Below are 23,883 nucleotides of genomic sequence, written 5' to 3'. Positions count from 1 at the left end.
TCGGCCTCACTTGGCATAGGGGTCGGCGGCGTCGCGCACGCCATCGCCGAGGAAATTGAGCGCCAGCACCGCCACCACCACGCAGGCGCCCGGAACGAACAGCCATGGCGCCTGGGTGATGGCGCGCAGGTTCTGCGTGTCCTGCAGCAACACGCCCCAGCTGACGATGGGCGGTTGCAGACCCAGGCCAAGGAAGCTCAGCGAAGTTTCCGCCAGGATCATGTTGGGGATGGCCAGCGTGATCGCGGCAATGATGTGCGAATAGAGCGAAGGCATCATGTGCCGCATGATGAGGCGAAACTCGCTGACCCCATCGAGCCGGGCGGCGATGACGAAGTCCTCGCTGCGCAGGCTCAGGAACCGTCCCCGGACCACGCGTGCTATTTCGGTCCAGCCGATCAGCGACAGGATGATCAGGATGGCGAAATAGACCTGCAGGGGCGGCCAGTCCTTGGGCATTGCGGCGGCAAGGCCCAGCCACAGCGGAATGGTGGGCACCGAGCGGATGAACTCGATGACGCGCTGGATGACGCGGTCGACCAAGCCGCCGCGATAGCCCGAAATGCCGCCCAGCACCATTCCGATGACCAGCGACAGACCCACGCCGACCAGGCCGATGGACATTGAGATGCGAGTGCCATGGATCGTGCGGCTCAAAAGGTCCCGGCCCAGCCGGTCGCCACCGGCAAGGAACATCGGCTGGGTCGGATCGAGCGGCCCGATGAAATGCAGGTTCATCTCGAATAGACCCCACATCTTGTAGCTCTGGCCGGGCACGAACAGCCCGATGGGGATCACCTGTTCAGGGTCGGGCGTGAACACGCGCCGGAAGCTCACCGGGTCGAGTTCGATGTCAAAACCCGTGACATGGGGCTGGAAACTCTGGCCACCGGCGCCGTCCTCCACGAACCAGCCAATGGATTGCGGCGGCACGAAGGTATAGCGCGGATCGAACTTGCCCGGATCATAGGGCGCCAGTAATTCGGCAAACAGCGCGACGAAATAGATAAGGCCAACCACGAAGAGCGACACCAGCGCCAGCTTGTGCTTGCGGAATTTGTTCCACATCAGCGACCACTGGCCCGCCGCCTGCAACTGGCCGGCATTGATCTGGCGGTCCAGCAGGTCGTCTTCGTTCTGCGGCAAGGGAGCTTCGAGGGTCATGACAGGCGGATCCTCGGATCGGAGATGGCAAGAAGGATGTCGGAGACCAGCGTGCCGATCAGCACCAGGCCACCACTAAGCAGGATGAAAGCGCCGGCCAGATACATGTCCTGGCTCTTGAGCGCCTGCAGCAGCAGGGGCCCGGCCGTGGGCAGGTTGAGGACGGTCGAGACGATCAGCTCGCCCGAGATCAGCGCGGGCAGCACCCAGCCGACGGTGGAGATGAAGGGGTTGAGCGCCACCCGCGTCGGATAGGTCAGGATCAGCCGCATTTCCGGCAACCCCTTGGCGCGCCCCGCCTCGACATAGGGCTTGTGCAACTCGTCGAGCAGGTTGGCGCGCATAATGCGAATGAGCGAGGCGGTGCCGGCCGTGCCCAACACGAAAATCGGCACCCAGGCATGGGTGATGAAGTCCCAGATCTTGGCCAGCGACCAGAGTGCCCTTTCGAACTCCGGAGAAAACAGCCCGCCCACCGAAACGCCGAACCACATGGTGGTGATGTAGAGCAGCACGATGGCGAGCAGGAAATTCGGCGTCGCCATGGCGAGGAACGCGAAGGCGGTGGAGAGATAGTCGGTGACCGAATATTGCCGCGCCGCCGAATAGATGCCGATGGGCAGCGAAAAGGCCCACATCAGCACCAGGGTCAGTAGCGAGATGACCGCGGTCATTCCCATCCGGCCCCAGATCAGATCGGTGACCGGCTGATTCCACTCGAAGCTCTGGCCGAAATCGCCGCGGGCAATGCCGCCGATCCATTTGAAATACTGGACCACCACATTCTCGCCCAGCCCATAGCGTTCGCGCAGATTGTTGAGCACCGCGCTGTCGACGGCCTCGCCTGTCTGGGCGATCTGCGCGGCATAGGTGGAGACATAATCGCCCGGCGGCAACTGGATGACCGTGAAGGCCAGGACCGAAATCGCCAGCATGGCGGGGATCATCCCGGCAATGCGTTTGAGAATGAAGAAGAACATGACTGACCACCCATTGCGGGGAACGGTCCGGCCAGTGGCCGGACCGCAGGGAGTGCGCTACTGCTTGAAGTAGAACTGCTCGATGCTCAGCGTGCCTGGGTCGGGATGGATCCAGCCCACCGGCGTGCCTTCCGGCACATTGCCCAGATTGTTCGAGACCACGGCAAAGCCATTGATCGCGGTGCTGACGCCGATCTGGTAGAATTGGTCGGCACTGATTTCGAGCAATTGCTGGAACAGGGCGGCCTGCTCGTCGGCGTCGGATGTGGCCTTGATCTGGTCGTAGAGCGCCCACTGTTCCTTGACATAGTCCGGCGGCTCCTGCCCGCCATCGCCGATATAATATTTCGCCCATTCCACCGCGAAATTGGACTCCGTGGAGAAGGGGAAATAGTCGCGCGGGTCGATGAACACATCGATGCCACCCGAGGTCGCCCCCCACACCACGATATCGTGCTGGCTGGCAGTCTTTTCCTCGTAGAACCGGGTGCGATCCATGGCCGCAAAGCGCGCATCCACGCCAATGGCCTGCCAATATTGCACGAACAGTTCGGCCGCGTCGGCCATGGCGCCCAGCGCCGTCACCGCCGCCACATTGACCACCAGCGGGCTGCCGTCCGGCGCCAGGCGGAAACCATTGCCCCCGCGCTGGTCGAGCCCCATGCCATCGAGCAGGCGATTGGCCTCCTCGACGTTATAGTCGATGAACTGGGTGGCCAGCCGCTCGTTGTAATAGGGCGTGCCCTGGCGCGGCGACACCTGCTGTGGCGTCCCCTGCCCCAGATAGAGCGCGCCAATAATCGCCTCGCGATCGAGCGCATGCGAGAGGGCGACGCGGAAGTCCTTGTTCCCGAACACTTCGTTCTTGACCGGGTCGAGCGAGTTCAAATTAACAGAAATGGTCATGGCATTGCCGACACGCGATTCACGGGCGCTGATATAATAGCCGCCCGTCTCCATGCCCTCTGCCAGCACCGGCAGGTTCGGGGGATTGGCGGTGTGGCGGGATTCATAGTCGATTTCCCCGGCCAGCACTCCAAGCAGCAGGGTCTGGGATTCCGCGTTCACCGAAATGGACAGATCGTCGATATAGGGCAGCTGGTTTCCGGCGCTGTCCACTTTCCAGTAATAGGGATTGCGTTCAAGGGTCACGCGCGTGGCGCCGGCCTTATAGGGCTCGACAATGCGCCAGGCCTCGATCGTGGGACGCTCCGGATTGCGCCAGCGCTGGATGTTCTCGATGCCGACACCGCACATATTGACCATGTGCTCGGTCCAGTCGGCGGCCCCGGCTGCCGCGGCGTTGGCTTCGGCCTCGGGATTGTATTTCGGCATGAACGGGCTGCAATAGGCCTTGCTCAGCATGGCCAGCTGCACGCCATAGACGCTGGCGGCGTTGACCACGAAAAGCCCGTTCGGCTTGGTCCAGGAAATCGTGAACTCGGTTGGCGAGGCCACCGAAACCGTCGGCAATTCCCCCTCGACAGTCAACCAGCCTGGCTTGGTGGGAAAGAGCTTTGCGTCGGGCAGCACATCCTCGATGAAGAACGCCACGTCGTCGGCGGTGAACGGGCTGCCGTCCGACCATTTCATGCCTTCGCGCAGGGTGAAGGTGAAGTCCTTGCTGTCTGCGCTGGCCGAGTAGCTGGCCGCGATATTGGGCACGATGGCGCCGGTCCAGTCCGCGTCCCATGCGATCAGGGGCTCATAGCCAAAATGGGTGAACAGCATATTGCGGTCATTGCCGCCCACCATGCCGCCACGGAAGGTGCCGCCATAACGCCCCACTTCCCGATAGGGCACGACCACGCGCGGCTCGGCCCCGACGCGCTCCGCCACGGCCGGCAACGCCCCGCTGGACACCAGCGCCTTCAGTTCGGGCGCCTGGCTATAGGTCTGCGCATAGGCGCCATAGCCCAGCGCCAATACGGAAATTCCCGCCAGAGCGGCACTCCTGAGATGCTTCAATGTTCCCTCCCATCAAGCTTTTTCGATCTGCTGCACCCCAGGGATTGATCCCGATTATGGCGCTGCCCTGCACTCTTGTATGACTGCATTATCCTTGTCAATAATGAATCATACTTCTCTGCACGGACCTATGCCAACAGAGCGTTGACAGCGCCTATTTGGTGCTGTTTACTCGATGCAGTAATACTACTTGTCGCAGCAGGAGATGGATGTGACCCTCGACGAAATCAAGGCCAAGATCGGCTCGGGCCTGCTGTCCTTTCCGGTGACGGACTTCGACCAGGACGGCGAGTTCGACCGCCAGTCCTATGCGGCGCGCCTGCAATGGCTGTCTTCGTTCGACGCATCCGGCCTCTTCGCTGCCGGCGGCACGGGCGAGTTCTTTTCCATCGGCTATGACGAATATGACGACGTGATCCGCACCGCGGTGAGCAATAGCGCAGCAAATGTGCCGGTACTGGCCGGGGTGGGCTATGGCACCCGCATGGCGGTGGACCTGGCCAGGCGCGCCGAAAAGGCTGGGGCAGCAGGTATCCTGGTGCTGCCGCATTACCTCATGTTCGCCGAGCAGGAGGGTATCATCGCCCATATGAAGGCGATCTGCGACGCGGTGGGCATCGGCGTGATCTACTATGCGCGCGACAATTCTCGGCTGACGCCGGATTCCCTGGCCCGCCTGGCAGAGCTGTGCCCCAATCTCATCGGCTACAAGGACGGCATCGGTGACCTGCAATTGATGGTCCAGGTGGCCAGCCGCATCGGCGACCGTATGGTCCATATCGGCGGTCTGCCAACGGCAGAGGTCTTCGCCCAGCCCTACCTGGAAATGGGCGTCACCACCTATTCCTCCGCGGTCTTCAATTTCGTGCCCGAACTGGCTTTGCGCTTTTATCGCGCCATCCGCCAGCGCGACGGCGAGACCGTGCAGGCCCTGCTCAAGAGCTTCTACCTGCCGCTGATCGAGCTGCGCGACAAGAAGCGCGGCTACGCCGTCTCGATGATCAAGGCCGGCGCCGACCTGGTGGGACGCCCCGCCGGCAAGGTGCGCAGCCCCCTCACCGAACTGACCGCGGCCGAGCGTGAAACCCTCGCGCAACTGATCGCCACGCATAGCTAACCCGCTCCCGGCACTGTCCTCCCAGTGTCAAAAAGCCCGGACCACCAGGTCCGGGCTTTTGGTTTTGGGAAGTTTGCTTGCATTGCCACACGGCCCCCGTCGAGGCCCGTGCCGAATTTGGATGCCCTTCAACGAGCGCCACTCATGTGCCGAGGCGCAAATGCTCATCGTCTCCCTCCCCCTTGTGGGGAGGGACCAAGGGTGGGGGTTCCGGACCCACCACAATAGTGGAGCTGAGGCAGGTCAGCACCCTGCCTTCGGGGGTGGAAGAAAAGTGGACAATCGACTGGATTGTCCCAGCCACTACCGCCCGTATGGATCCCAGCCATTGGCCTGGAACAGCCCGATAATATAGCCAAAGCTGAAGGCGAAGGCGGTCTCGAAAGGCGCCTCGCCGTCGATCTCGGGGCAATGGTCCGGCATGATCATGCAGTCCACACCCACTTCCTTGTAGAGGCGCAGCGCCGCCGCCATGTCCATGTCGCCGGCATCGGGAAATTCCTCGGTAAAGGAATAGCGCCCGCCTTTGATATTGCGGAAATGCACGTTGAAGATCTTCCTGCGCTCTCCGAACCAGCGGATGATGTCACCGATCTCCTCGCGCGGATTTTCTAGCCCCTCGGCAATGGTCCCCTGGCAGAAATTGAGGCCGTGATAGGGGCTCTCGGCGATGGAAACGAACTTCTTCAGCCCCTCGGCGCTGCCCAGCACGCGCTCCTCCATGCCGCGATAGCCCGGCGGCGTCAGCGGATCATGGGGATGGCAGGCGAGACGCAGCTTGTTGGCCTCGGCGACCGGTACGACGCGCTCGAGGAAATAGGTGATGCGCTCCCACATCTGCTCGACACTGACCTTCCCGGCCGGCGTCAGCTTGTCTGAATCGCTAAGCTGGTCCTGCCGGAAGGTCGAGAGGATCGCCCCGCCGCGACCTCGCTCGGACGGCGTGCGCGGAATGCCCAGCAGGTTGAAATTATACTTGGCCGCGCCAATGCCCATGGCGCTCAGATCCTCGATCAGCCGGCAGATGCCCTCGATCTCGCGGTCGCGCTCCGGCCCCTGCCCCAGCACGATCCCGGGAGACTGATGACGCTTTTCGATGCCCGAGGAGGGCATGGGCAATTGCACCATGTCCAGCACCAGGCCGGCAGCATCCAGGCGCTCGATATGGCGCTTGAGCACGTCGCGCGTCCACTCATAGGGGTTGCCGGGCGGATCGATGCAGACATGGACAATGCCCAGTTGCGCCAGCTGCCGCAGATAGCGATCACCGACCTCTTCGAGTTTGCTGCCGCCGAGCTGGGTGCCCACATACATCGTCTTGTCCCCGTGTTTTCCGATTTATGCAGAGTTGTATGATTAATTTGCGACTGATACAAGAGGACAACCAACATCCGGGCGCGCAGCCACCACGATCGGGCGGCCCTTTGGCTTTCGCAGGATGACAAATTGGTCTAAGTGATGGTGACAGGCATTCTGGGCGACCGGCAAGACGACAAATGGCAGACACCATGGCACCACGACTGACCGACCGGGTGAAGGACGGACTGACCCGGATGATCGTCGAGGCCGGCCTGCAGCCCGGCGACAAGCTGCCCCCTGCCGATCAGCTCTGCGCGCAGTTCTCGGTCAGCCGCACCGTGGTGCGCGAAGCCATAGCCAGCCTCAAGGCCGAGGGGCGGCTGCGCTCCCTACGCGGCAGCGGCGTCTTTGTTAGCGAGCCCCCCAAGCGGGTCGGCGGCTCGATGTTCATGGAGACACCCCAGGACATCGGCGAAGTGCTCGATTTCATCGAATTCCGCATGAGCGTCGAGATCGAAGCGGCCGGCCTCGCAGCCGAAAGACGCACTGAAACCAATCTCTTGCGCATGGAACAGGCCATGAGCCAGTTCGCCCGGCACCTTGAGGACAATACCCTGGCGACCGACGCCGACCGCAGTTTTCACCGAGCCATCGCCGACGCCACTAACAACACAAGGTTTCGTCTGTTCGTCGACGAAATGGGGGAGCGGCTGATTCCGCGCCGCGCCCTGGGCGCCAGCTTCACCGACGACAAGGATAAGGCCGAGTTTCTGGAGAACATCCAGAGCGAACACCGGCGCATTTTCGAGACCATTTCCGACCGCCGCGCCGACGAGGCCCGCGCGGCCATGCGGCAGCACCTGGAAGGCGGACGCCGACGCTACCGGGAATGGAGCCTGGCGCATGACAGGGTGTCCTAGCCTCGATGACCCAGCCTGAAATCAGCTTCCTGCTGCGCGAGCGCTTCGGGGTCGGCGAAAGCCCGGTCTGGGACGCCGAACGCCAGCGACTGTTCTGGTGCGATATCCCGGCTGGCGTGATCCACGAACTGGACATGTCGAGCGGAACCCGGCGGCAATGGACCTTTGACGAGCCGGTGCCGAGCCTCGGACTGGCACAGTGTGGCCGTCTGGTCGTCGCGCTCCGTCAGGACGTGGTGCTGTTCGACCCCGAGACCGGCGCGCGCGACCTCGTCGCCAGCGTCTCCCATGCCAAGCCGGCCATGCGCCTCAATGACGGCAAGGTCGGCCCCGACGGCGCCTTCTGGGTCGGCAGCATGGACGCCAGCACGGATGGGAAACCGGCGGCGAAGCTCTACCGCATTAGTCCGGACGGACAGGTCAGTGCAGTCGCCGATGGCATCGCCATCTCCAATGGTCTGGCCTGGAACGCGGCGGGAACCCGGATGTATCACTCGGACTCCCGCGGCGACACCTGGCTGGATTGCTATGACTTCGATGCCGCCAGCGGTGCAGTATCCAACCGGCGCCGGCTGCGCGAACACGACCAGGCCAATGGCCGCCCCGACGGCGGCGCCTGTGACATGGCCGGCAATTACTGGTCGGCGGGCCCCTCCGCCGGCCGCCTCAATCGCTTTTCCGCCGATGGCGACCTGCTCGACTGGATCGACCTGCCATTGGCAACGCCCACAATGCCCTGCTTCGGCGGCACCGACATGCGAACGATCTATGTCACCAGCATGGACTCGCGGACCGAAACGGCCGGGCGTGACGGCATCGTACAATTCAGGACCGATATACCGGGCGTACCAGTCTCAAAATTCGGCGCCTAAGGTCCAATGCCTGACACCGGGTCGACCCGGCGCCGGCATGCAATATGTCATGTGAAAGAGAATTGCGCGCCGGGAACGATTCGAACGTCCGCCCCCCATATTCGTAGACTGAGGATTCTGGTTGCCGCAAAGTTTCCATGTTGCCGCTCGTAGCGTAAACACTTTGTTTTACAGCAGATTTCGTCGTACGGCATTGCTCGTGATAGCGTACAGCGCGGCAATTTGGTGGCGACGTAGCAGGAAACAAGATCACCAAACGTACAGTAGACGGCGCAGAGGCTCGACCGTCGCGTTACACTGTGTTCGATGGCGTCATTTCCGGCTTTGGTTCACGCATGTACCCGAGTGGCAAAAAACTTTGAGTATCGCGTTGGCGAGGGCGGCCGCCAGGAAGCCAAGAAGCGTGTCACGATCGGCAGGGTATCGCACTTCGCCGTCGATCAAGCACGGAAAGCGGCTGACATTTTACGGTCGAAGGTAGCGAGTGGCGCTGATCCACAGGCCGCTCAAGCAGAAGATCGCCAAGCCCTACCCTTGCCGAAGTCGCGGCTGTCTTCCTTGAGCAACACGTGCATGCGAAGCGCAAGGCGAGAACCGCGTCGCACTATGATGACATCATCAACCGCATCGTCATACCGGAGCCTGGCTAACTTCGGAGGCTAGAAAGTGTCGCTCCGGGAAGACGGCCGACACTCATTCCTGTGGTGGATCGCATGGTTCTCGGGCGAATTTGGTCGCGCGCAAGGGCGTCCAGATCGCCGTCGGCAAAAAGTCGAACGAACTCCGCGAGTTGGAGGTTGGTTACGTCGACTAGAGCAGAAATTTGCGTTGTCACGACTGACGGAGGTAGCCCAGAAGTTAGGATTCGCGGGCGCAACTCCGCAACTGGATTTCCACCACGCCAATGGATCTCGTGGGGCAGGTCAAAGGCGACAGGAAATGAAACGCCGCTCGAGTATCAAGTCGACCCTACCGCAACAATCGCAAAGATTTTCGGCTTACTCAAGCTGAGAAGGGTACCGCCCAGCTGAATGTCCGACTCGATTGCCACCACGTAGCTTCGCAGCTAACGGCTGAGACGTGGCGGTAATGGACGGTCAGCTTTTGGTGTGTTCGGAGTGATAACTGACGCTGATCTGAAGCTCAGACGGAAATGGGCTCCCGATAATTCCCGTCACTATCCCCCACCAAGAGTTCTAGGGGGACCACCCTTCGCGTGATGCCGAGCGAATATGCATCGGCGTATGCTGGCATTGTGGCCAACAGTCCCTCTGCCAGTTCGATGCCCAAATCGCGCAGCGAGAGATAGAAGCAGGTCAGCTTGGGATTGAGATATTGGGCATTGGTGCTGTGGCGGCCGATAATGGCTAAGTCCACGCCTGGGCGGATGCCGCAATCGTGGAGCCCACGATAAAGTCCGACGGTCAGCATTTCATTGGTCAGGATGAAACCGGTTGGTCGGCGCTGCGGCGGCATGGCCGCGATCCGCTCGCCGATTTCGTGCCCGCCTCGGTCATTGGGATTGGCGCGGAAAATCAGCTCGGGGTCGAAGCCGATGCCGTGGCGCTGCAGCGCTGCCCGATAACTGTCGAGGAAGACATAGCCCAGATTGGTGTCGTCATTGGGGGCGAAAACGCCAATCCTTGTGTGCCCCTTGCCCACCAGGCGGTCCACGCCGGCCTGCGCCATGCCCTCGAAATCGAGGTCGAGCCAAGGATGGCTGGCATCGGTGAGGCTACGCCCCAGCGCGATGAAGGGAATGTTGCGACCTGCCAGGAAGTCGATGCGGGGATCATGCCGCTTTGTGGCCGAAATGATCAGAGCGTCGACGGCGCCGCGCGCCACCAAGCGCTGCAGATAGGCGCTAGGATCCTCCTCCGACGAGCACAGCAGTACGACCAGATCGAGATGGTGGCGTGCCAGAACTGCCTGCACGCCGTCGAAGACGCTCATGAAGAACACATCGCCCTCACCGGTGATCTGGGAGCCGGATTGCATCATGAACCCAACTACGCCGGTCGACCCCTTGCGAAGGGATCGACCGGCCTGATTGGGCACATAACCCGTGGCCGCCGCCGCATCGAGCACGCGCCTGCGGGTCTCTTCGCTGACGTCCGGCTTGCCGTTGAGCGCACGCGAAACCGTGCCGATGGACACATTGAGCTGCTGCGCGAGGCGCCTGATACCGGTCATCTTCCCGATTTATCCTGTGGTTCTGGCTGGTTCCAGAAACGTTTACGATTCTCCATTGACACGTCCCAGCCCGTAAGAATAGCGTCGTAAACGTTTACGGAACACTGTTGGTAGGCTGCGGCAGACGGCGCGCCAACATTATCCGGGGAGGATGTCTTGGTTTTCACGGCGGTGCTGGCCGGTTGTGGCGGCATGTCCAAGGGCTGGCTGACGGCCATTTCCGAACACCCCTTGCTCAAGGGTCGGGTTCAGGTGGTCGGGCTCGCTGATCTCGATCGCGCGAATGCTGAAGCGCGGGCCGCCGAGTTCGGTCTGGTTGACGCGGTCATAGGCACCGATCCCAAGGCAGTGTTGGGCCAGACCAGGCCGGACCTGTTGTTTGACGTCGTGGTTCCCGGCGCGCGCGCGCAGGTCGTGGCGGCCGGGCTCCGGCACGGCTGTCACGTGCTCAGCGAAAAGCCGATGGCTACCAGCCTTGCAGAGGCCCGGGCGATGATCGACCAGGCACAGGCGGCCGGAAGGGTCCATGCCGTGGTGCAGAACCGTCGATTCATTTCCGGCGTTCGCCGCATCCGCCGGTTCATCGAATCCGGCGCCATCGGCTCGCTGGCCAGTCTCAATTGCGACTTCTTCATCGGCGCGCATTTTGGCGGCTTTCGCGACGAAATGGAAAACGTGCTCCTGCTCGACATGGCCATCCATACTATGGACGCGGCACGCTTCATGTCCGGAATGGTGCCGCTGGCCGTCTATTGTCTCCAGACCAATCCGCCCGGCTCGTGGTATCGCCATGGCGCGGCGGCCAACGCTATTTTCGAATTCTCCGACAATGTCGTCTTTAACTATCGCGGCTCCTGGGCGGCCGAAGGTGCCAATACGTCCTGGGAAAGCGCCTGGCGGATCGTCGGCAGCCAAGGCACGCTACTCTGGGATGGCGCCGACGCCTTCGAAGCCCGGGTTGTGGCCAGCGATACCGGCTTCCTGCGCGAGCTGCGCGAGATCGAAGTCCCTATGCCCGCCGATATGGATCAGACCCATGGCCATGCCAGCGTCATCGCCGACTTCCTCGCTGCCATCGAAGCGGGCCGTCAGCCCGAAACCGTCTCCACCGACAATATCAACAGCCTCGCCATGGTCCTTGCCGCAATCGACAGCGCCCGGACCGGCCAGCGTGTCACCATCGAACCAGGACCAGACAATTGAACGACCCCGCAACGTCCATCCGCATCGGCACTATGATCTCCGCTTCCGGCGGCAAGGCCGCCGAGCGCATCGCCGAAATCGCCGATCGGGGCTTTGAAAGCTTTCAGCCCTTCTTCTGGCAGACTACCAACGGTCAGGACATTGCCGAGCTGGGCAGGCGCTGCAAGGACGCCTTAGGCGATCGTAACATCACCATCTCCACCATCGGCATGTTTGGCAATGTGCTTGAAGACCAGGAGATGGACCGCCAGACGCTGCAGGGTTGGAAGGATTGCATCGACAATGCGCACCACTTCGGCGCGACCTGTGTGGCCGGCTTCACCGGTCGCATCCGCAACAAACCGCTGACCGACAGCCTGCCCAAATACCGCGAAGTCTGGTCCGAACTCGCCAAGCGCGCCGCCGACAAGGGCGTCAAAGTCGCCTTTGAAAACTGCGCCATGGACGGGAACTGGCAGGCAGGTGACTGGAACATTGCCCACAATCCCGATGCCTGGGAGCTGATGTTCAATGAGACGCCGGACGACAATATCGGGCTCGAATGGGAGCCCTGCCACCAGATGGTCTACCTTATCGATCCACTGCCGCAGATCCGCAAATGGGCGGCCAGGATATTCCACGTGCATGGCAAGGACGCCACCATCCGCTGGGACGTGATCCGCGAGCACGGAATCTTCGGCAAGGAACCCTTCGTCTTCATGCGAACACCTGGCTTTGGTGACAGCAATTGGACCGACATCATTTCCGAGCTGCGCCTGGCCGGCTGGACGGGTTCGATCGATATCGAAGGCTGGCATGACCCGGTCTATCGCGATGCGCTGGAAATGACCGGGCAAATTCATGCCCTGAACCATCTCAAGCAGGCGCGCGGTGGCGATTACCTCGCCTTGGCGGGATAAATATGACTATTGACGAGAGCTGAAAAACCGTTTTACCAATAGTGAGAAAAGGGTTTTCCATTGAGGTATATGGACGTGGTAAAGGCCGAACGCATTCGCATCTACGACGTTGCCCGCGTCGCTGGCGTCAGCGTTGCCACGGCCTCCAAGGCCCTCAACGATACCGGTCGAATGACCGAAGAAACCCGCAAGCGCGTCAAGCAGACTGCGACGGCCCTCGGCTTCCGGCCCAATGCCATGGCGCGCGCGCTCACTCAGCAGCGCAGCTTCACCATCGGCCTGCTGACCAACGACACCTATGGGCGGTTCACTCTGCCGGTCATGGCCGGTGTATCCGAGGCCTTGGTAGACCAAGGTGTTTCGGTATTTCTATGTGGTATTGAGGACGATGCGGCGCTCGCCAAGCTCCATCTCGACGCCATGCTGGACAAGCAGGTGGACGGCATCATCGCCACCGGCAAGCGTATAGACCGGCGCCTGCCTGTCGATTTGTCCGATCTGCCGGTTCCCGTGGTCTATGCCTTCACCGAGGGGCCCGAAGACGCAGTGACCCTGGTGTCCGACGATGCGCAGGGTGCGCGAGAGGCGACCGAATGGCTTGCACACATTGGGCGCACGACGCTGGCGCATATCACTGGGCCGGAGAACTTCGCCTCGGTTACGACGCGCGCTGGTGCTTTCCGTGCGACGGCCGGGCAAGGTGCGCAAGTCCTGCATGGGCCTTGGTCCGAGGCTTGGGGCCATGAGGCCATCGACAAGCTTTGGTCTGGCAACGCGCCGCGCCCGGACGGGATTTTCTGTGGCAATGACCAGATCGCCCGCGGCGTGGTTGATGCCCTGCGTGAGCGCGGTGTCCATGTGCCGGATGATGTTTCGGTCATCGGCTTCGACAATTGGGAAATCGTCGCGTCGGCCACACGCCCCCCGCTGACCACTATCGACATGAACCTGAAGGAACTTGGCCGCGAAGCGGGCCGCCTGATCCTGGACCTTGCCGAGGGCAAGCCTGTCGATCCGGGCATCCGCACGCTGCCCTGCAAGCTCGTGCTGCGCCAATCCTGTGGCGGCGATGCAATCGCTGTCCGCAACCAGGGAACGGCGCTTCAGGAGAGTTGAGATGCTGCCATGGGCGATTGCACCGCCCATGGCAGCGAGGAGGGCCGCAAGGGAAAGAGGAAACCCAAGCGGCATGTTCACGGCCAGAGGGCCGCAAAGGGAGGATATAATGCAGTTTACTAGAGTAGGTCTATTGGCCGGGCTCGCGCTCGGCGCATTGGTCGCAGCTACATCGACCCAGGCGCAGGACGATGTGACCATCACTGTCTGGTCGATTGACGGTGCCAACCAGGTCGGACCGTCCGATACGTTCTCGGCCGAATTCGACGAGATGGATAATGGCATAAATGTCGAATACCGGATCTTGCAGTTTGACGAGATCGTCAACGAGACGCTGCGAGCCTTTGCCACTGGCAACGCGCCGGACATCGTCAGCCTTGATAATCCGGACTTCGCCCTGTTCTCATCGCGTGGGGCGTTTCTCGACATTACGGATATGGCCGCCGGGAGCGATGTCATAAATCCCGAGGTCTATTTCGAAGGACCGCTCAACTCGGTGAGCTGGGACGGGCGCCTCTATGGTGTCGGCAAGTACACTGATACGATCGGGGTCTTCTACAACAAGGACATGTTTGCAGCGGCCGGGATCGAGTCTCCACCCCAGACCTGGGCGGAGTTCGAGGAATACGCCCGTATGCTCGCCAAACCCGACCAGGGGATATACGGCGCGACGCTTTCGGCTCGTGGTAACGAGGAAGGAACCTTCCAGTTCCTGCCCGTCATCCAGATGTCCGGCGGTGGCTATGATGACGTCAACACCGAGGGCGCCCGCGAATGGCTGTCCATGGTCAAGGGCATGATCGATGATGGCGTGCTGAGCCAGGACGTCCTCTCTCTCGGTCAGTGGGATTCGACCGGCACATTCAATGCGGGTAACGCGGCCATGGCGATCTCGGGCCCGTGGGAAATCGACCGCATGGTCGAGGATGCCGAATTTGACTGGGGCGTTACCCTGCTGCCCACTTTCGGGGAAGGCGACGCACGCTCCTCGGCGCTCGGCGGCTTCAATCTTGGGATCATGTCCACGACCGAACATCCAGAGGAAGCCTTCAAGGTCCTGGAGTATTTCGTCAGCCAGGACGACCGCCTCTTCCCCGAATTCGGCTATCTGCCGACGCGGTCCGACGTTGAACTGCCCCTGTCCGGCATCGAGAAGAAGGACGCCGCACTCGCTGTCTTCCAGGAGCAGCTGCAGTTCGCCCAGCCGCGTGGTCCGCATCCTGAATGGCAGAAGATCTCCAAGGCGATCTACGACGCCGAGCAGGCGGCCCTGACCGGTCAGATGACGCCTGACGAGGCGCTGAGCCAGGCCCAGGCAACGATCGACACGATCCTCGACTGAGCCTGATGGCCACAAGTCTTCCCGGGGCCTTGGCGCCCCCGGGAAGATCCCTCATGTCATTGGAAAAAACGGGAATAGGTCAGACCATGCGCAGCATTCTGTCCAGCATCACCGATGGGAAGGGCTTCGATCTCATCCTGGTCGGGGTGACAATGCTTTTTCTGTTCGCGCTTGCCGGCGTACCGCTCGTCTACAACGTCGTGATGAGCTTCCAGCAGGTCGACATGTTCAATCTCAATACGTTCTCCCGGCCATTTGCCGGATTTGAGAACTATGTTGCGATTGTCCGCCAACCCGAATTCTGGCTGGTCATCCGAAACACCGCAATCTTCGTATTCGGTTCGATTGCCGGGCAGTTCATTTTCGGCTTCGCCCTCGCCATCTTCTTTATGCTCAGCTTCCCATTTGCCTCGACGATCCGCGGCCTGTTCCTTGTCTCATGGGTCATGCCCGGCCTCGTAGTAGGGGCGCTCTGGGGATGGATACTGGCCGGCGATTTCGGCGTGCTCAATGCGATCCTGCGAGGGCTCGGGGTGATCGATGGCACCATGTTTTGGAAATCAGACCCGAACCTGTCGATCTGGGCCGTCACCATCGCCAATATCTGGCTCGGCCTGGCCTTCAATATGATGCTGCTATCGGTCGGCCTCGCCGGCATTCCGCGTGACCTCTACGAGGCGGCCGAACTCGACGGTGCCAATGGCTGGCAGCGCTTCACCACGATCACGCTGCCCATGATGCGCTCGACTATTGGCGCAGTCCTTGCCCTTGGCCTGATCTACACACTGCAACAGTTTGATCTCTTCCCCGCCATTACCGAAGGCGGGCCGGCGAACAGTTCCAATGTGGCGCAATATTGGGCCTGGCAGTGGTCGTTCCAACTGTTCGATTTCGCCAAGGGCGCCACCGTGTCGATGATGATGCTGGTCTTTGTGTTGGTCGCATCGATTGTCTATGTCCGCTCGACCCGACATGAGGTGCGCGGATGACCCGGGTGGCTGCTCCAAAAATCTTGCTGGTTCTCGCCCTTGCGCTGGCGGCGATCTACCTGTTCCCGCTCTATTGGATGTACGCCACGAGCCTCAAGGGCGCCTCGGAGATATTTGCCAATCCTCCGACCTTCTGGCCCCGTGACCCGGATTTTTCCATTTTTCCGGCGACCTGGGAACGGCGGACCATGGACGTGTTCCTCCGGAACAGTCTGGTCATTGCCACGGGGGTGACCACTCTCACGGTGCTGCTCGGTACCGGATGCGCCTATGTGTTGGCGCGCTACCGTAATCCCTGGATCGATATCGGCCTGTTCGCCATCCTGATGCTGCAGGTCCTGCCGGCTTCGGTCATGATCACGCCGCTCTATGTGGGGTTCAACCAACTCGGACTGCTCGACTATCCGCGAACCGCAGTGATCATCGCTGCCGCAGGCAAGTCGATACCGTTTTACATTGTCCTCGTCCGCGCCACTTTCATGAGCGTGCCGGGCGAGCTCGAGGAAGCGGCACTGGTCGATGGCAATTCGCGCTGGGGCGCCTTCTTCTTCATCGTACTCCCGCTGGCCCGAAACGGCATCCTCGTGCTGGCAATTCTGACCTTCATGCAGGCCTTCGGCGAGTACATCTACTCGAAATCCATCATTACGACGCAGTCCCTCCAGCCAGCGAGCGTTGGCCTGTCGGGCTTCCTCGGGCCGAACTCCACCGATTGGAATGGCATCATGGCCTACGCCGCCATGTACGTAACCCCGATCGTCGTCGTCTTCGTAATCCTGCAGCGTCGTATCGTTGCCGGCCTAACCTCGGGAGCCCTCAAATGAGCGCAACTCCACAGATCGAACTCGCAGGCATCGATAAGCATTACGGCAGCTTTCACGCCCTCAAGGACATCAATCTGGTGATCCCCAAGGGTCAGTTCGTGGCGCTGGTGGGCCCCTCGGGCTGCGGCAAGTCCACATTGCTGCGCTCCCTTGCCGGGCTAGAGAGCATATCCGGCGGCTCCATGAAGATTGCCGGCGCGGTGATGAACGGGGTGCCGCCACGCAAGCGCGACGTCGCCATGGTGTTCCAGTCCTATGCGCTCTATCCGCATATGACGGTGGAACAAAACCTGACCTATTCACTCCGCCTCAAGCGCGTGCCTCGAGCCGAAGCGAAAAAGGCTGCCGACGACGTTGCCCAGACCATCGGGCTGCAGCAATTGATGCACCGCTATCCGCGCGAACTTTCGGGGGGCCAGCGCCAGCGCGTCGCCATGGGCCGCGCCATCATCCGCAATCCCAAGGCGTTCCTCTTCGACGAACCGCTGTCAAACCTTGATGCTGCCCTGCGCGTGCATATGCGCAAGGAAATCCGATCCCTCCATGATCGTCTGGGCGCGACCTCTGTCTATGTGACCCATGACCAGATCGAAGCCATGACCATGGCGGACCACGTGGTGGTCATGCGTGACGGCGCCATTGAGCAACAGGGTCGCCCGCTTGAACTCTACGACTCGCCGGTCAATCGTTTCGTTGCCGGCTTTATCGGATCCCCGGCGATGAATTTCCTGTTAGGACGCATTTCGGAAACGGGGAACACGGTGGTGCTGTCTGATGGGGGTGGCACCCTGCCGCTTGAACGGGCGTTTGAACCAAATCGCGATGTCATCGCTGGTGTTCGACCGGAACAACTCGTTATCGCCAGCGAGGGAGCCACATTCCACATGGACGTCGGCGTCGTGGAGTCCACCGGCTCTGCCACCTATCTCACCTCTCAGGATGGCACGTTCCAGTTCGTGCAGTCTGAACGAACAAGCTCGGCATCGGGTGATCGCATAGGCCTACGGATTGATCCGGCCAAAGTCCACCTATTCGATCCATCGACCGGCATCGCTATTTAAGGTTTCCTCATGTCCCGCTACGCTCCCGTCCCGTTTCCCCAGGTTAAGCTTGAAGGCCGGTTTTGGCATGAGCGGCTAGACACAGTTCTTGGTCGCACCGTACCTAGCCAGCACAAAAAGCTGAGCGAATTCGGCATTCTGGATTCGCTCAAGCTTCCCAGTCCACCGCCACCCCTACGCTTTCCGCGTCACTCCAATGGATTCACCGTCCAGGTGTTTTGGGACAGCGATGTTGGCAAATGGATTGAGGCGGCAAGCTATGCATTGGCACATCGCCGCGATGAGGACATTGAGGCCAAGATCGAGGCGGCAGTGGACGACCTCGAGAACGCCCAGGCGGCTGATGGCTATCTCAACTGCTGGTATCTGGGTCGGGAGCCGGACAAGCGCTGGACCAATCTGCGCGACAACCATGAGATGTACAATGCCGGACACCTTCTCGAAGGCGCAATTGCATATTTCCAGGTGACCGGTCGGCGGCGCTTCCTCGACATTATGGAGCGCTTTCTGGACCACATCTACGCCACCTTCGGCACGGGCACCGGGCAGCGCCGGGGCTATGACGGGCACGAGGAAATCGAGCTGGCGCTGATGAAACTCTACTATCTGACCGGCGACAAGAAGCACCTCGAGTTCGCCGCCTATCTCATCAATGAGCGCGGTCAGCAGCCACCCCATTATTTTGATGTCGAGCGCGAGGCCCGCGAGGGCGGTGGTGACCAGCGACAGCCCTATGTCTTTCCCAACTACGAATATTCGCAAAGCCACAAGCCGGTGCGCGAGCAGGACAAGGTGGTCGGTCATGCCGTGCGGGCCATGTATCTCTATACCGCCATGGCCGACCTCGCTGCCGAGCTGGACGATGCCAGCCTCAAGCGGGCCTGCGAAGTCCTATGGGACGACGTCATGGAGACCAAAATGTATGTGACCGCGGGCCTTGGGCCCTCGGCGCATAACGAGGGCTTCACCCACGATTTCGACCTGCCCAATCAGACCGCCTATGCCGAGACCTGCGCCTCGGTGGCGCTGATTTTCTGGGCCCAGCGCATGCTGCATCTCGATCTCAACGGCAAATATGCCGACATCCTAGAACTGGCCATGTTCAATGGCGCCCTCAGCGGTCTCAGCCGCGACGGCACGCATTATTTCTACGCCAATCCTCTTGAAAGCGACGGCACGCCGACGCGTTGGGACTGGCATACCTGCCCCTGTTGCACCATGAACGTGTCGCGGCTTGTGGCGTCGGTGGGGCAGTATTTCCTCTCCACCGCCCCGGATGGTGTTGCCTTCCATCTCTATGGCGGCATCGCTTCGGAGGTCGAGGTCGGCGGGGTCAAAGTCGGCTTGCGCGAGGTGTCCAACTATCCGTGGTCCGGGGACATCGCGATCAGCGTCGATCCTGAGACACCGGCGGAATTCGCTTTGGCGCTGCGCATCCCCGGCTGGTGCAAGGGCGCCAGCGTGCGCGTCAATGGTGAGCTGGTGGACATAGCCAAAGCACAGCGCGGCTATCTCACCATCATGCGGCTGTGGCGGGCCGGCGACACAGTCACCCTTGATTTGCCCATGCCGCCGGTCCGACTCTATGCCCATCCTGGCGCTATCATGAACGCGGGAAGGGTGGCGCTGAAGCGCGGCCCGCTGGTCTATTGTGTCGAGGAGGCAGATAATCCGGGCGGCCGCGTCCAGCGCCTGAAACTGCCTCGCCATGCCGAACTCAATGTCGAGCAGCGACCCGATCTGTTCGACGGCATCATTGCGCTCAAGGCTGACGCTATTATGATAGATGAAAGCGAGTTTCATCAGCTCTACCGGACAACTCCCCCAAAGGAATTGGCCACCAGCCTGACCGCCATTCCTTACTTCCTTTGGGCCAATCGCCAACAAGGCTCCATGGTGGTCTGGGTACCCGAGGGGCAACTGCCTACACAGGCCAGCGTCACCCCCTGAAGGTGTTATTCGAACCGTCAGCCACAGCCACGGACACCTCAACCTGGCGGTAGTCGGCGCCAGCGAAGCCAACACAGCTGCCTACTCGCCGCAACACCTCATGGTTGAGGGGGCAAGCGACACGACGCGCTTGCGGCTTGAAAAGGGGGAACCGGGCTCGTTAAAGCCGATATGACCATTCTGACCGATGCCATGCAGTTGCAGGTCAATCCCGCCCGTGCCGCAATAGCCTCCTCGTAGTCGGCGCAGGCCTTGTCCAGATCGTCGGATGTGCCGGGCAGGTACGCCCTGACGGCAGGCGGATCGACATAGCCAAACAGATGCTACGGAAAAACCGATTAGACGATACGCGCTTACAAGCGCGGCATAGATTGGAATGAACGTCTTGCCGGTGGCAGACCAGGTGTCGCATGGGGTGTCGCACGAAGGGTTTCAGCCGAGCCAGCAGCGGCGACAGCTTCAGCCGATTCAAAAACGCGAAAAACAGGCCTTGTCATGGAATTCTGAGTTTATTCCGCCGCCCGCAGGCTGCCAGTACCACCCGATGCCTGAACCGAGCGAGTACCGGCATCGGTGGCCGCTGAAAGACAATCTTGCGCAACCGAACCATTCAGCCAGCTATTCAGAAAGCCGGCATTGAACGCATCGCCCGCTCCGGTGGTATCGACGACATCGACGCGTCGGCTGGGCAAGCGCAGGGTATTGCCATCGACAGTGAGCATGGCGCCCTCGCTCCCGCATTTGAGCGCCACCAGCGGAAAATGGCGTGCCAGGTGTTCAAGCGCTGCCTGAGGATCGCGATGACCTGTGAGGACTTCGGCTTCCTCCATGTTTGGCAGGAAAACGTCGGTGCCCGCGGCGCGTTCGAAGAAATCCGGATCGCGGATCAGCTCGTCGTCCCAGCTTGGATCGAGCGAGACGGTAAGCCCCTGCCCCTTGGCAGCACTGATTGCGTCCGTCATCTCGTGCAGTGTCGCGTACTCGGCGATGTGCAGGTGGGTCGCGTCGGACCAGGCAATCGCCTGCTCAAAACTCGCGGGGCGGGCGTGACCGGCGCGACGGGAGAGAAAGGCACGGTCTCCATTCTGTACCATAACGACGGTCAGCTGGGGCCCGGCGCTTTCGTGCCGGTCCAGAAATCGCAGATCAACGCCAAGGCTGTCGATTTTGGCGGCCAGCATTTTGGAGAGCTCATCTGTGCCGAAGCGAGCCAGAAGGGCAGCGGGACGCCCCATCGCCGCAAGATGCGCAGCGGTTATGAGCGCACCACCGCCGGGCGTCAGGTTGAACTCTTCGGCAAAGACTTCCCGGCCTAGCTGGGGCATCCCCTCAAGCCCGCGAAACACCATATCGCAATAGATGCGGCCCAGGCTCAGCACCGCCCCGCCCGGTGATTTCGTCGACATCATGCCCGACCTAGTGCCTTCTCAGTCGCTGCATCGAAAAGGTAGAGCGAACCAAGCTCGGCTCTGATCGACAATGTGCTGCCGATCGCCGGGACCACGCGGCCGGGGGCGGTAGCAATGACCTTGCTCGAACCAAGCGCGACATGCACAAGGGTTTCCGCGCCGAGCGGCTCCACCGCCTCGACAATCCCCTCCGCGCTGAAGCCAGACCCGCTCACATCCTCGCTGACCACCAGATCATGCGGGCGGATGCCGACAAGAACCTTACCCTCATGGGATGGCAGAGTGAAGCTGTTGAGTTTTGCATTCTCGATGGTGAGGGTGCCCGAAGCGAGCAAACCTTCGACCATGTTCATGGACGGGCTGCCGATGAAGCGGGCAGTGAAAACATCCTGAGGGCTTTCGTAAAGATCGGTGGGGGTACCGACCTGCAGGATATTGCCGTCCCGCATCACCACAATCTTATCAGCCATGGTCATGGCTTCCACCTGATCATGCGTCACATAGACAATCGTGGTTCCGAGGCGACGATGGAGGCTCTTGATCTCCATACGCATCTGGCTGCGCAATTGCGCATCAAGGTTGGACAGCGGCTCGTCGAACAGGAAAGCTACGGGATCGCGGACCATGGCCCGGCCAATCGCCACGCGCTGGCGCTGTCCTCCCGAAAGCGCAGCAGGGCGACGATCCAGAAGATCTTCCAGCCCCAGGGTCTTGCCGGCCTCCAGAATACGCGCCTGCTTTTCCGCCTTGGAGAGCTTTGAGGTGTACAGCCCGAAGCCGATATTCTGCGCCACGGTCATATGGGGATAGATCGCGTAGTTCTGGAACACCATGGCAATGTTGCGCTGCTTTGGCTCACGCTGGTTCACCACCTCACCACCGATGAGAAGCTTGCCGCCCGAAATGTCTTCGAGCCCCGCAATCATGCGCAGGGTGGTGGACTTGCCGCAGCCCGAAGGCCCCACGAACACCACAAACTCGCCATCCTTGATGGCAAGATCAATGCCATGCACGACTTCCGTCTTGCCGTATTCCTTGACCAGTCCCTGTAGTTCAATCCGGGCCATCAGACGGCTCCCTTCAATGCGTCAAAGCGCTCTTTGAGCATGCGCGCGGCATCGGATTGGCGGCGCAGCAGTTTGTGGTGTTTGGCGGCCAGGTCGGACGCATGTTGCTTGTAGCCGGCAATCGCTGCCTCGAGCGGCTCAGGCGCCGGTCCACCGAAGCGGGTGCGCACCGAGACGAAGTATTCGGGAGACACGATTTCGGCGAAGGCGGCCTCGTCCAGCGTGCTGGAGCGTCCAGTCGCGGCCTCAAACGCCTTGGCAAATGGGCCGTATCCATCCTTGACGATGTCACCATCCATTCCGACCACAGCTTTGGCGACGGCAGCGGCAATCTCGTGCCCCTCGCGGAAGGACAGCCCTTTCCGGCGCACGAGGCTGTCGGCCAGTTCAGTGATCGTGATGCAGGAGCGGCTGATATTGGCCGCCACGCGTTCCGGATTGATGCGGATCTGGGTGACCAGCGCTGCAAGCAGATCGAGAACGCGATAGGCGCTGGCAAAGGCGCCATAGCCCATGGACTGGGTTTCGCCTTCACTGTCGTTCATGTCGGTAAAGGGAGTATTGTGCATCACCGACAGCATGGAATGGGCCCGACCGACGGTCTGGCTCGCCAGATGGCGCAGATGCTCGATCGGCACCGGATTGCGCTTCTGCGGCATGATCGAGGAAATCTGCACGAGGCTATTGGGCATGTAGACCTGCCCCACCTCAAAACTCGACCACACCTGCAGGTCCTGAATCGGGCGGCCCAGATGCAGAAACATCAGCTCGATGGCCGAGTAGGTCGAGGTGATGTAGTCAACGCCCGCGATGCAGGAATAGGAATTTTGCAATGGCGCGGCAAAGCCCAGAAGTTCGGCGACAAGCTGCCGATTGGTGGGGAAGCCGGTTGTGGTAATGGCCGCCGCGCCCATGGGCGAGAGATCAACGATCCGATAGGCCTCGAACAGTCGTTCTATGTCACGCCCGACTAATTCGATGATGGCCGAGAGATAATGGCCGAATGTCGTCGGCTGGGCGGGCTGACCATGGGTATACGCTACGATCAGCGTCGCCTTTTCCCGCTCCGCCGCCGCGATCAACGCCGTGTGCAGGGCCAGTGCCTTCTCTATCAGCACGTTGAGCCGCTCGCGGAGGCCGAGCTTGAACAGTGTGTGGTCGATGTCGTTGCGCGAACGGGCGGTGTGCAGCCGCCCACCAAGATCGGGGCCGACGCGCTTTTTCAGCTCCTTCTCGATGAGAAAAAAAAAGTCCTCGACTTCGCCAGTATAGACCAGCTCCGATGGTTCGATCTCGGCATCGATGCTGTCGAGCGCGCGGGCAATATCGGCGGCCTGCGCAGGCTCGATGATGCCCGTGTCGGCCAACATGACCAGATGAGCCCTGTCGATGGCGCGGAAGGCCTGGACATGATGGTCCTTGGCGCCATCGAAGAGCGGCGCGAGAACCGTCTCCTTGTAGACGGGGTCGGGAAAGACCGATGTATCGGACAGACGTGGATCGGTCATGA

20 protein-coding genes are annotated in these 23,883 nt (G+C 61.1%); 12 read left to right on the top strand and 8 right to left on the bottom strand.

Annotated elements, in window-relative coordinates; all coding sequences use genetic code 11:
- Positions 1–6 precede the first annotated feature (6 nt).
- The 3 genes from ACXYMS_RS01885 to ACXYMS_RS01875 are packed head-to-tail and all read right to left on the bottom strand — an operon-like array spanning position 7 to position 4,112.
- Positions 7–1,164 carry an ABC transporter permease gene (locus ACXYMS_RS01885; RefSeq protein WP_458903328.1) on the bottom strand — a complete coding sequence of 386 codons (1,158 nt, stop codon included), beginning with the start codon at positions 1,162–1,164 and terminating at the stop codon, positions 7–9.
- On the bottom strand, positions 1,161–2,144 hold the full coding sequence (locus ACXYMS_RS01880; protein ID WP_458903327.1) for an ABC transporter permease: 984 nt from the start codon (positions 2,142–2,144) through the stop codon (positions 1,161–1,163). The genes ACXYMS_RS01885 and ACXYMS_RS01880 overlap by 4 nt, the downstream gene beginning before the upstream one ends.
- A gap of 57 nt (positions 2,145–2,201) precedes the next feature.
- On the bottom strand, positions 2,202–4,112 hold the full coding sequence (locus ACXYMS_RS01875; RefSeq protein WP_458903326.1) for an ABC transporter substrate-binding protein: 1,911 nt from the start codon (positions 4,110–4,112) through the stop codon (positions 2,202–2,204).
- 211 nt (positions 4,113–4,323) lie between these two features.
- Between ACXYMS_RS01875 and kdgD the strand changes: the two genes are divergently transcribed.
- The gene (kdgD, locus tag ACXYMS_RS01870) at positions 4,324–5,229 is read left to right on the top strand and encodes a 5-dehydro-4-deoxyglucarate dehydratase (RefSeq protein WP_458903325.1); all 906 of its coding nucleotides are present in this window, start codon (positions 4,324–4,326) and stop codon (positions 5,227–5,229) included.
- Between the two features lie 303 nt (positions 5,230–5,532).
- Here the strand turns inward: kdgD and ACXYMS_RS01865 are convergent, their stop codons facing one another.
- Entirely contained in the window at positions 5,533–6,543 is a 1,011-nt protein-coding gene (locus ACXYMS_RS01865; RefSeq protein ID WP_458903324.1) for a mannonate dehydratase, read from the bottom strand.
- A 182-nt stretch (positions 6,544–6,725) separates the two neighbouring features.
- Between ACXYMS_RS01865 and ACXYMS_RS01860 the strand changes: the two genes are divergently transcribed.
- The 3 genes from ACXYMS_RS01860 to ACXYMS_RS01850 all read left to right on the top strand — a co-directional run bounded on the left by ACXYMS_RS01860 (position 6,726) and on the right by ACXYMS_RS01850 (position 8,983).
- A complete protein-coding gene (locus ACXYMS_RS01860; RefSeq protein ID WP_458903323.1) occupies positions 6,726–7,448 on the top strand; it encodes a FadR/GntR family transcriptional regulator in 723 nt (240 codons plus the stop codon).
- A 5-nt stretch (positions 7,449–7,453) separates the two neighbouring features.
- Complete coding sequence (locus ACXYMS_RS01855) at positions 7,454–8,320, top strand: SMP-30/gluconolactonase/LRE family protein (protein WP_458903322.1); 867 nt, start codon at positions 7,454–7,456, stop codon at positions 8,318–8,320.
- Between the two features lie 306 nt (positions 8,321–8,626).
- Positions 8,627–8,983 carry an integrase arm-type DNA-binding domain-containing protein gene (locus tag ACXYMS_RS01850; protein WP_458903321.1) on the top strand — a complete coding sequence of 119 codons (357 nt, stop codon included), beginning with the start codon at positions 8,627–8,629 and terminating at the stop codon, positions 8,981–8,983.
- A 480-nt stretch (positions 8,984–9,463) separates the two neighbouring features.
- Here ACXYMS_RS01850 and ACXYMS_RS01845 read toward each other — a convergent pair whose 3' ends face one another.
- Positions 9,464–10,513, bottom strand: coding sequence for a LacI family DNA-binding transcriptional regulator (locus ACXYMS_RS01845; RefSeq protein WP_458903320.1), 1,050 nt, complete (start codon positions 10,511–10,513; stop codon positions 9,464–9,466).
- A 156-nt stretch (positions 10,514–10,669) separates the two neighbouring features.
- On the opposite strand from ACXYMS_RS01845, the gene ACXYMS_RS01840 reads away from it, so the two are divergent.
- From ACXYMS_RS01840 to ACXYMS_RS01805, 8 genes are all read left to right on the top strand, one after another.
- Positions 10,670–11,716 (top strand): Gfo/Idh/MocA family protein, encoded by a 1,047-nt coding sequence (locus ACXYMS_RS01840; protein WP_458903319.1) that lies wholly within the window; start codon positions 10,670–10,672, stop codon positions 11,714–11,716.
- Positions 11,713–12,615, top strand: coding sequence for a sugar phosphate isomerase/epimerase family protein (locus ACXYMS_RS01835; RefSeq protein ID WP_458903318.1), 903 nt, complete (start codon positions 11,713–11,715; stop codon positions 12,613–12,615). Before ACXYMS_RS01840 ends, ACXYMS_RS01835 begins: the two co-directional genes overlap by 4 nt.
- A 69-nt stretch (positions 12,616–12,684) precedes the next feature.
- A complete protein-coding gene (locus tag ACXYMS_RS01830; protein ID WP_458904575.1) occupies positions 12,685–13,731 on the top strand; it encodes a LacI family DNA-binding transcriptional regulator in 1,047 nt (348 codons plus the stop codon).
- A gap of 109 nt (positions 13,732–13,840) precedes the next feature.
- The gene (locus tag ACXYMS_RS01825; protein WP_458903317.1) at positions 13,841–15,073 is read left to right on the top strand and encodes an ABC transporter substrate-binding protein; all 1,233 of its coding nucleotides are present in this window, start codon (positions 13,841–13,843) and stop codon (positions 15,071–15,073) included.
- Between the two features lie 86 nt (positions 15,074–15,159).
- The gene (locus ACXYMS_RS01820; protein ID WP_458903316.1) at positions 15,160–16,062 is read left to right on the top strand and encodes a carbohydrate ABC transporter permease; all 903 of its coding nucleotides are present in this window, start codon (positions 15,160–15,162) and stop codon (positions 16,060–16,062) included.
- The gene (locus ACXYMS_RS01815) at positions 16,059–16,886 is read left to right on the top strand and encodes a carbohydrate ABC transporter permease (protein ID WP_458903315.1); all 828 of its coding nucleotides are present in this window, start codon (positions 16,059–16,061) and stop codon (positions 16,884–16,886) included. Before ACXYMS_RS01820 ends, ACXYMS_RS01815 begins: the two co-directional genes overlap by 4 nt.
- Entirely contained in the window at positions 16,883–17,947 is a 1,065-nt protein-coding gene (locus tag ACXYMS_RS01810) for an ABC transporter ATP-binding protein (RefSeq protein ID WP_458903314.1), read from the top strand. Before ACXYMS_RS01815 ends, ACXYMS_RS01810 begins: the two co-directional genes overlap by 4 nt.
- 9 nt (positions 17,948–17,956) lie before the next feature.
- The gene (locus ACXYMS_RS01805; RefSeq protein ID WP_458903313.1) at positions 17,957–19,897 is read left to right on the top strand and encodes a glycoside hydrolase family 127 protein; all 1,941 of its coding nucleotides are present in this window, start codon (positions 17,957–17,959) and stop codon (positions 19,895–19,897) included.
- A gap of 509 nt (positions 19,898–20,406) precedes the next feature.
- Here ACXYMS_RS01805 and ACXYMS_RS01800 read toward each other — a convergent pair.
- The 3 genes from ACXYMS_RS01800 to argH are packed head-to-tail and all read right to left on the bottom strand — an operon-like array spanning position 20,407 to position 23,881.
- A complete protein-coding gene (locus ACXYMS_RS01800) occupies positions 20,407–21,306 on the bottom strand; it encodes a carbohydrate kinase family protein (RefSeq protein WP_458903312.1) in 900 nt (299 codons plus the stop codon).
- Positions 21,303–22,373, bottom strand: coding sequence for an ABC transporter ATP-binding protein (locus ACXYMS_RS01795; protein WP_458903311.1), 1,071 nt, complete (start codon positions 22,371–22,373; stop codon positions 21,303–21,305). Before ACXYMS_RS01795 ends, ACXYMS_RS01800 begins: the two co-directional genes overlap by 4 nt.
- The gene (gene argH, locus ACXYMS_RS01790) at positions 22,373–23,881 is read right to left on the bottom strand and encodes an argininosuccinate lyase (RefSeq protein WP_458903310.1); all 1,509 of its coding nucleotides are present in this window, start codon (positions 23,879–23,881) and stop codon (positions 22,373–22,375) included. The genes ACXYMS_RS01795 and argH overlap by 1 nt, the downstream gene beginning before the upstream one ends.
- Positions 23,882–23,883: the final 2 nt, after the last annotated feature.

This window comes from Devosia sp. CAU 1758 (genome assembly GCF_054482695.1).
Note: the sequence above shows the minus strand (reverse complement) of the source record. Positions and strands in the feature narration are given on the sequence as shown.

Excerpts from the sequence above, each read along its gene's own strand:
- ACXYMS_RS01885 (WP_458903328.1), bottom strand. The coding sequence starts at position 1,164 with ATGACCCTCGAAGCTCCCTTGCCGCAGAACGAAGACGACCTGCTGGAC.
- ACXYMS_RS01880 (WP_458903327.1), bottom strand. The coding sequence starts at position 2,144 with ATGTTCTTCTTCATTCTCAAACGCATTGCCGGGATGATCCCCGCCATG.
- ACXYMS_RS01865 (WP_458903324.1), bottom strand. The coding sequence starts at position 6,543 with ATGTATGTGGGCACCCAGCTCGGCGGCAGCAAACTCGAAGAGGTCGGT.
- ACXYMS_RS01860 (WP_458903323.1), top strand. The coding sequence starts at position 6,726 with ATGGCAGACACCATGGCACCACGACTGACCGACCGGGTGAAGGACGGA.
- ACXYMS_RS01855 (WP_458903322.1), top strand. The coding sequence starts at position 7,454 with ATGACCCAGCCTGAAATCAGCTTCCTGCTGCGCGAGCGCTTCGGGGTC.
- ACXYMS_RS01850 (WP_458903321.1), top strand. The coding sequence starts at position 8,627 with ATGGCGTCATTTCCGGCTTTGGTTCACGCATGTACCCGAGTGGCAAAA.
- ACXYMS_RS01845 (WP_458903320.1), bottom strand. The coding sequence starts at position 10,513 with ATGACCGGTATCAGGCGCCTCGCGCAGCAGCTCAATGTGTCCATCGGC.
- ACXYMS_RS01830 (WP_458904575.1), top strand. The coding sequence starts at position 12,685 with ATGGACGTGGTAAAGGCCGAACGCATTCGCATCTACGACGTTGCCCGC.
- ACXYMS_RS01825 (WP_458903317.1), top strand. The coding sequence starts at position 13,841 with ATGCAGTTTACTAGAGTAGGTCTATTGGCCGGGCTCGCGCTCGGCGCA.
- ACXYMS_RS01820 (WP_458903316.1), top strand. The coding sequence starts at position 15,160 with ATGCGCAGCATTCTGTCCAGCATCACCGATGGGAAGGGCTTCGATCTC.
- ACXYMS_RS01815 (WP_458903315.1), top strand. The coding sequence starts at position 16,059 with ATGACCCGGGTGGCTGCTCCAAAAATCTTGCTGGTTCTCGCCCTTGCG.
- ACXYMS_RS01810 (WP_458903314.1), top strand. The coding sequence starts at position 16,883 with ATGAGCGCAACTCCACAGATCGAACTCGCAGGCATCGATAAGCATTAC.
- ACXYMS_RS01805 (WP_458903313.1), top strand. The coding sequence starts at position 17,957 with ATGTCCCGCTACGCTCCCGTCCCGTTTCCCCAGGTTAAGCTTGAAGGC.
- ACXYMS_RS01800 (WP_458903312.1), bottom strand. The coding sequence starts at position 21,306 with ATGATGTCGACGAAATCACCGGGCGGGGCGGTGCTGAGCCTGGGCCGC.
- ACXYMS_RS01795 (WP_458903311.1), bottom strand. The coding sequence starts at position 22,373 with ATGGCCCGGATTGAACTACAGGGACTGGTCAAGGAATACGGCAAGACG.
- argH (WP_458903310.1), bottom strand. The coding sequence starts at position 23,881 with ATGACCGATCCACGTCTGTCCGATACATCGGTCTTTCCCGACCCCGTC.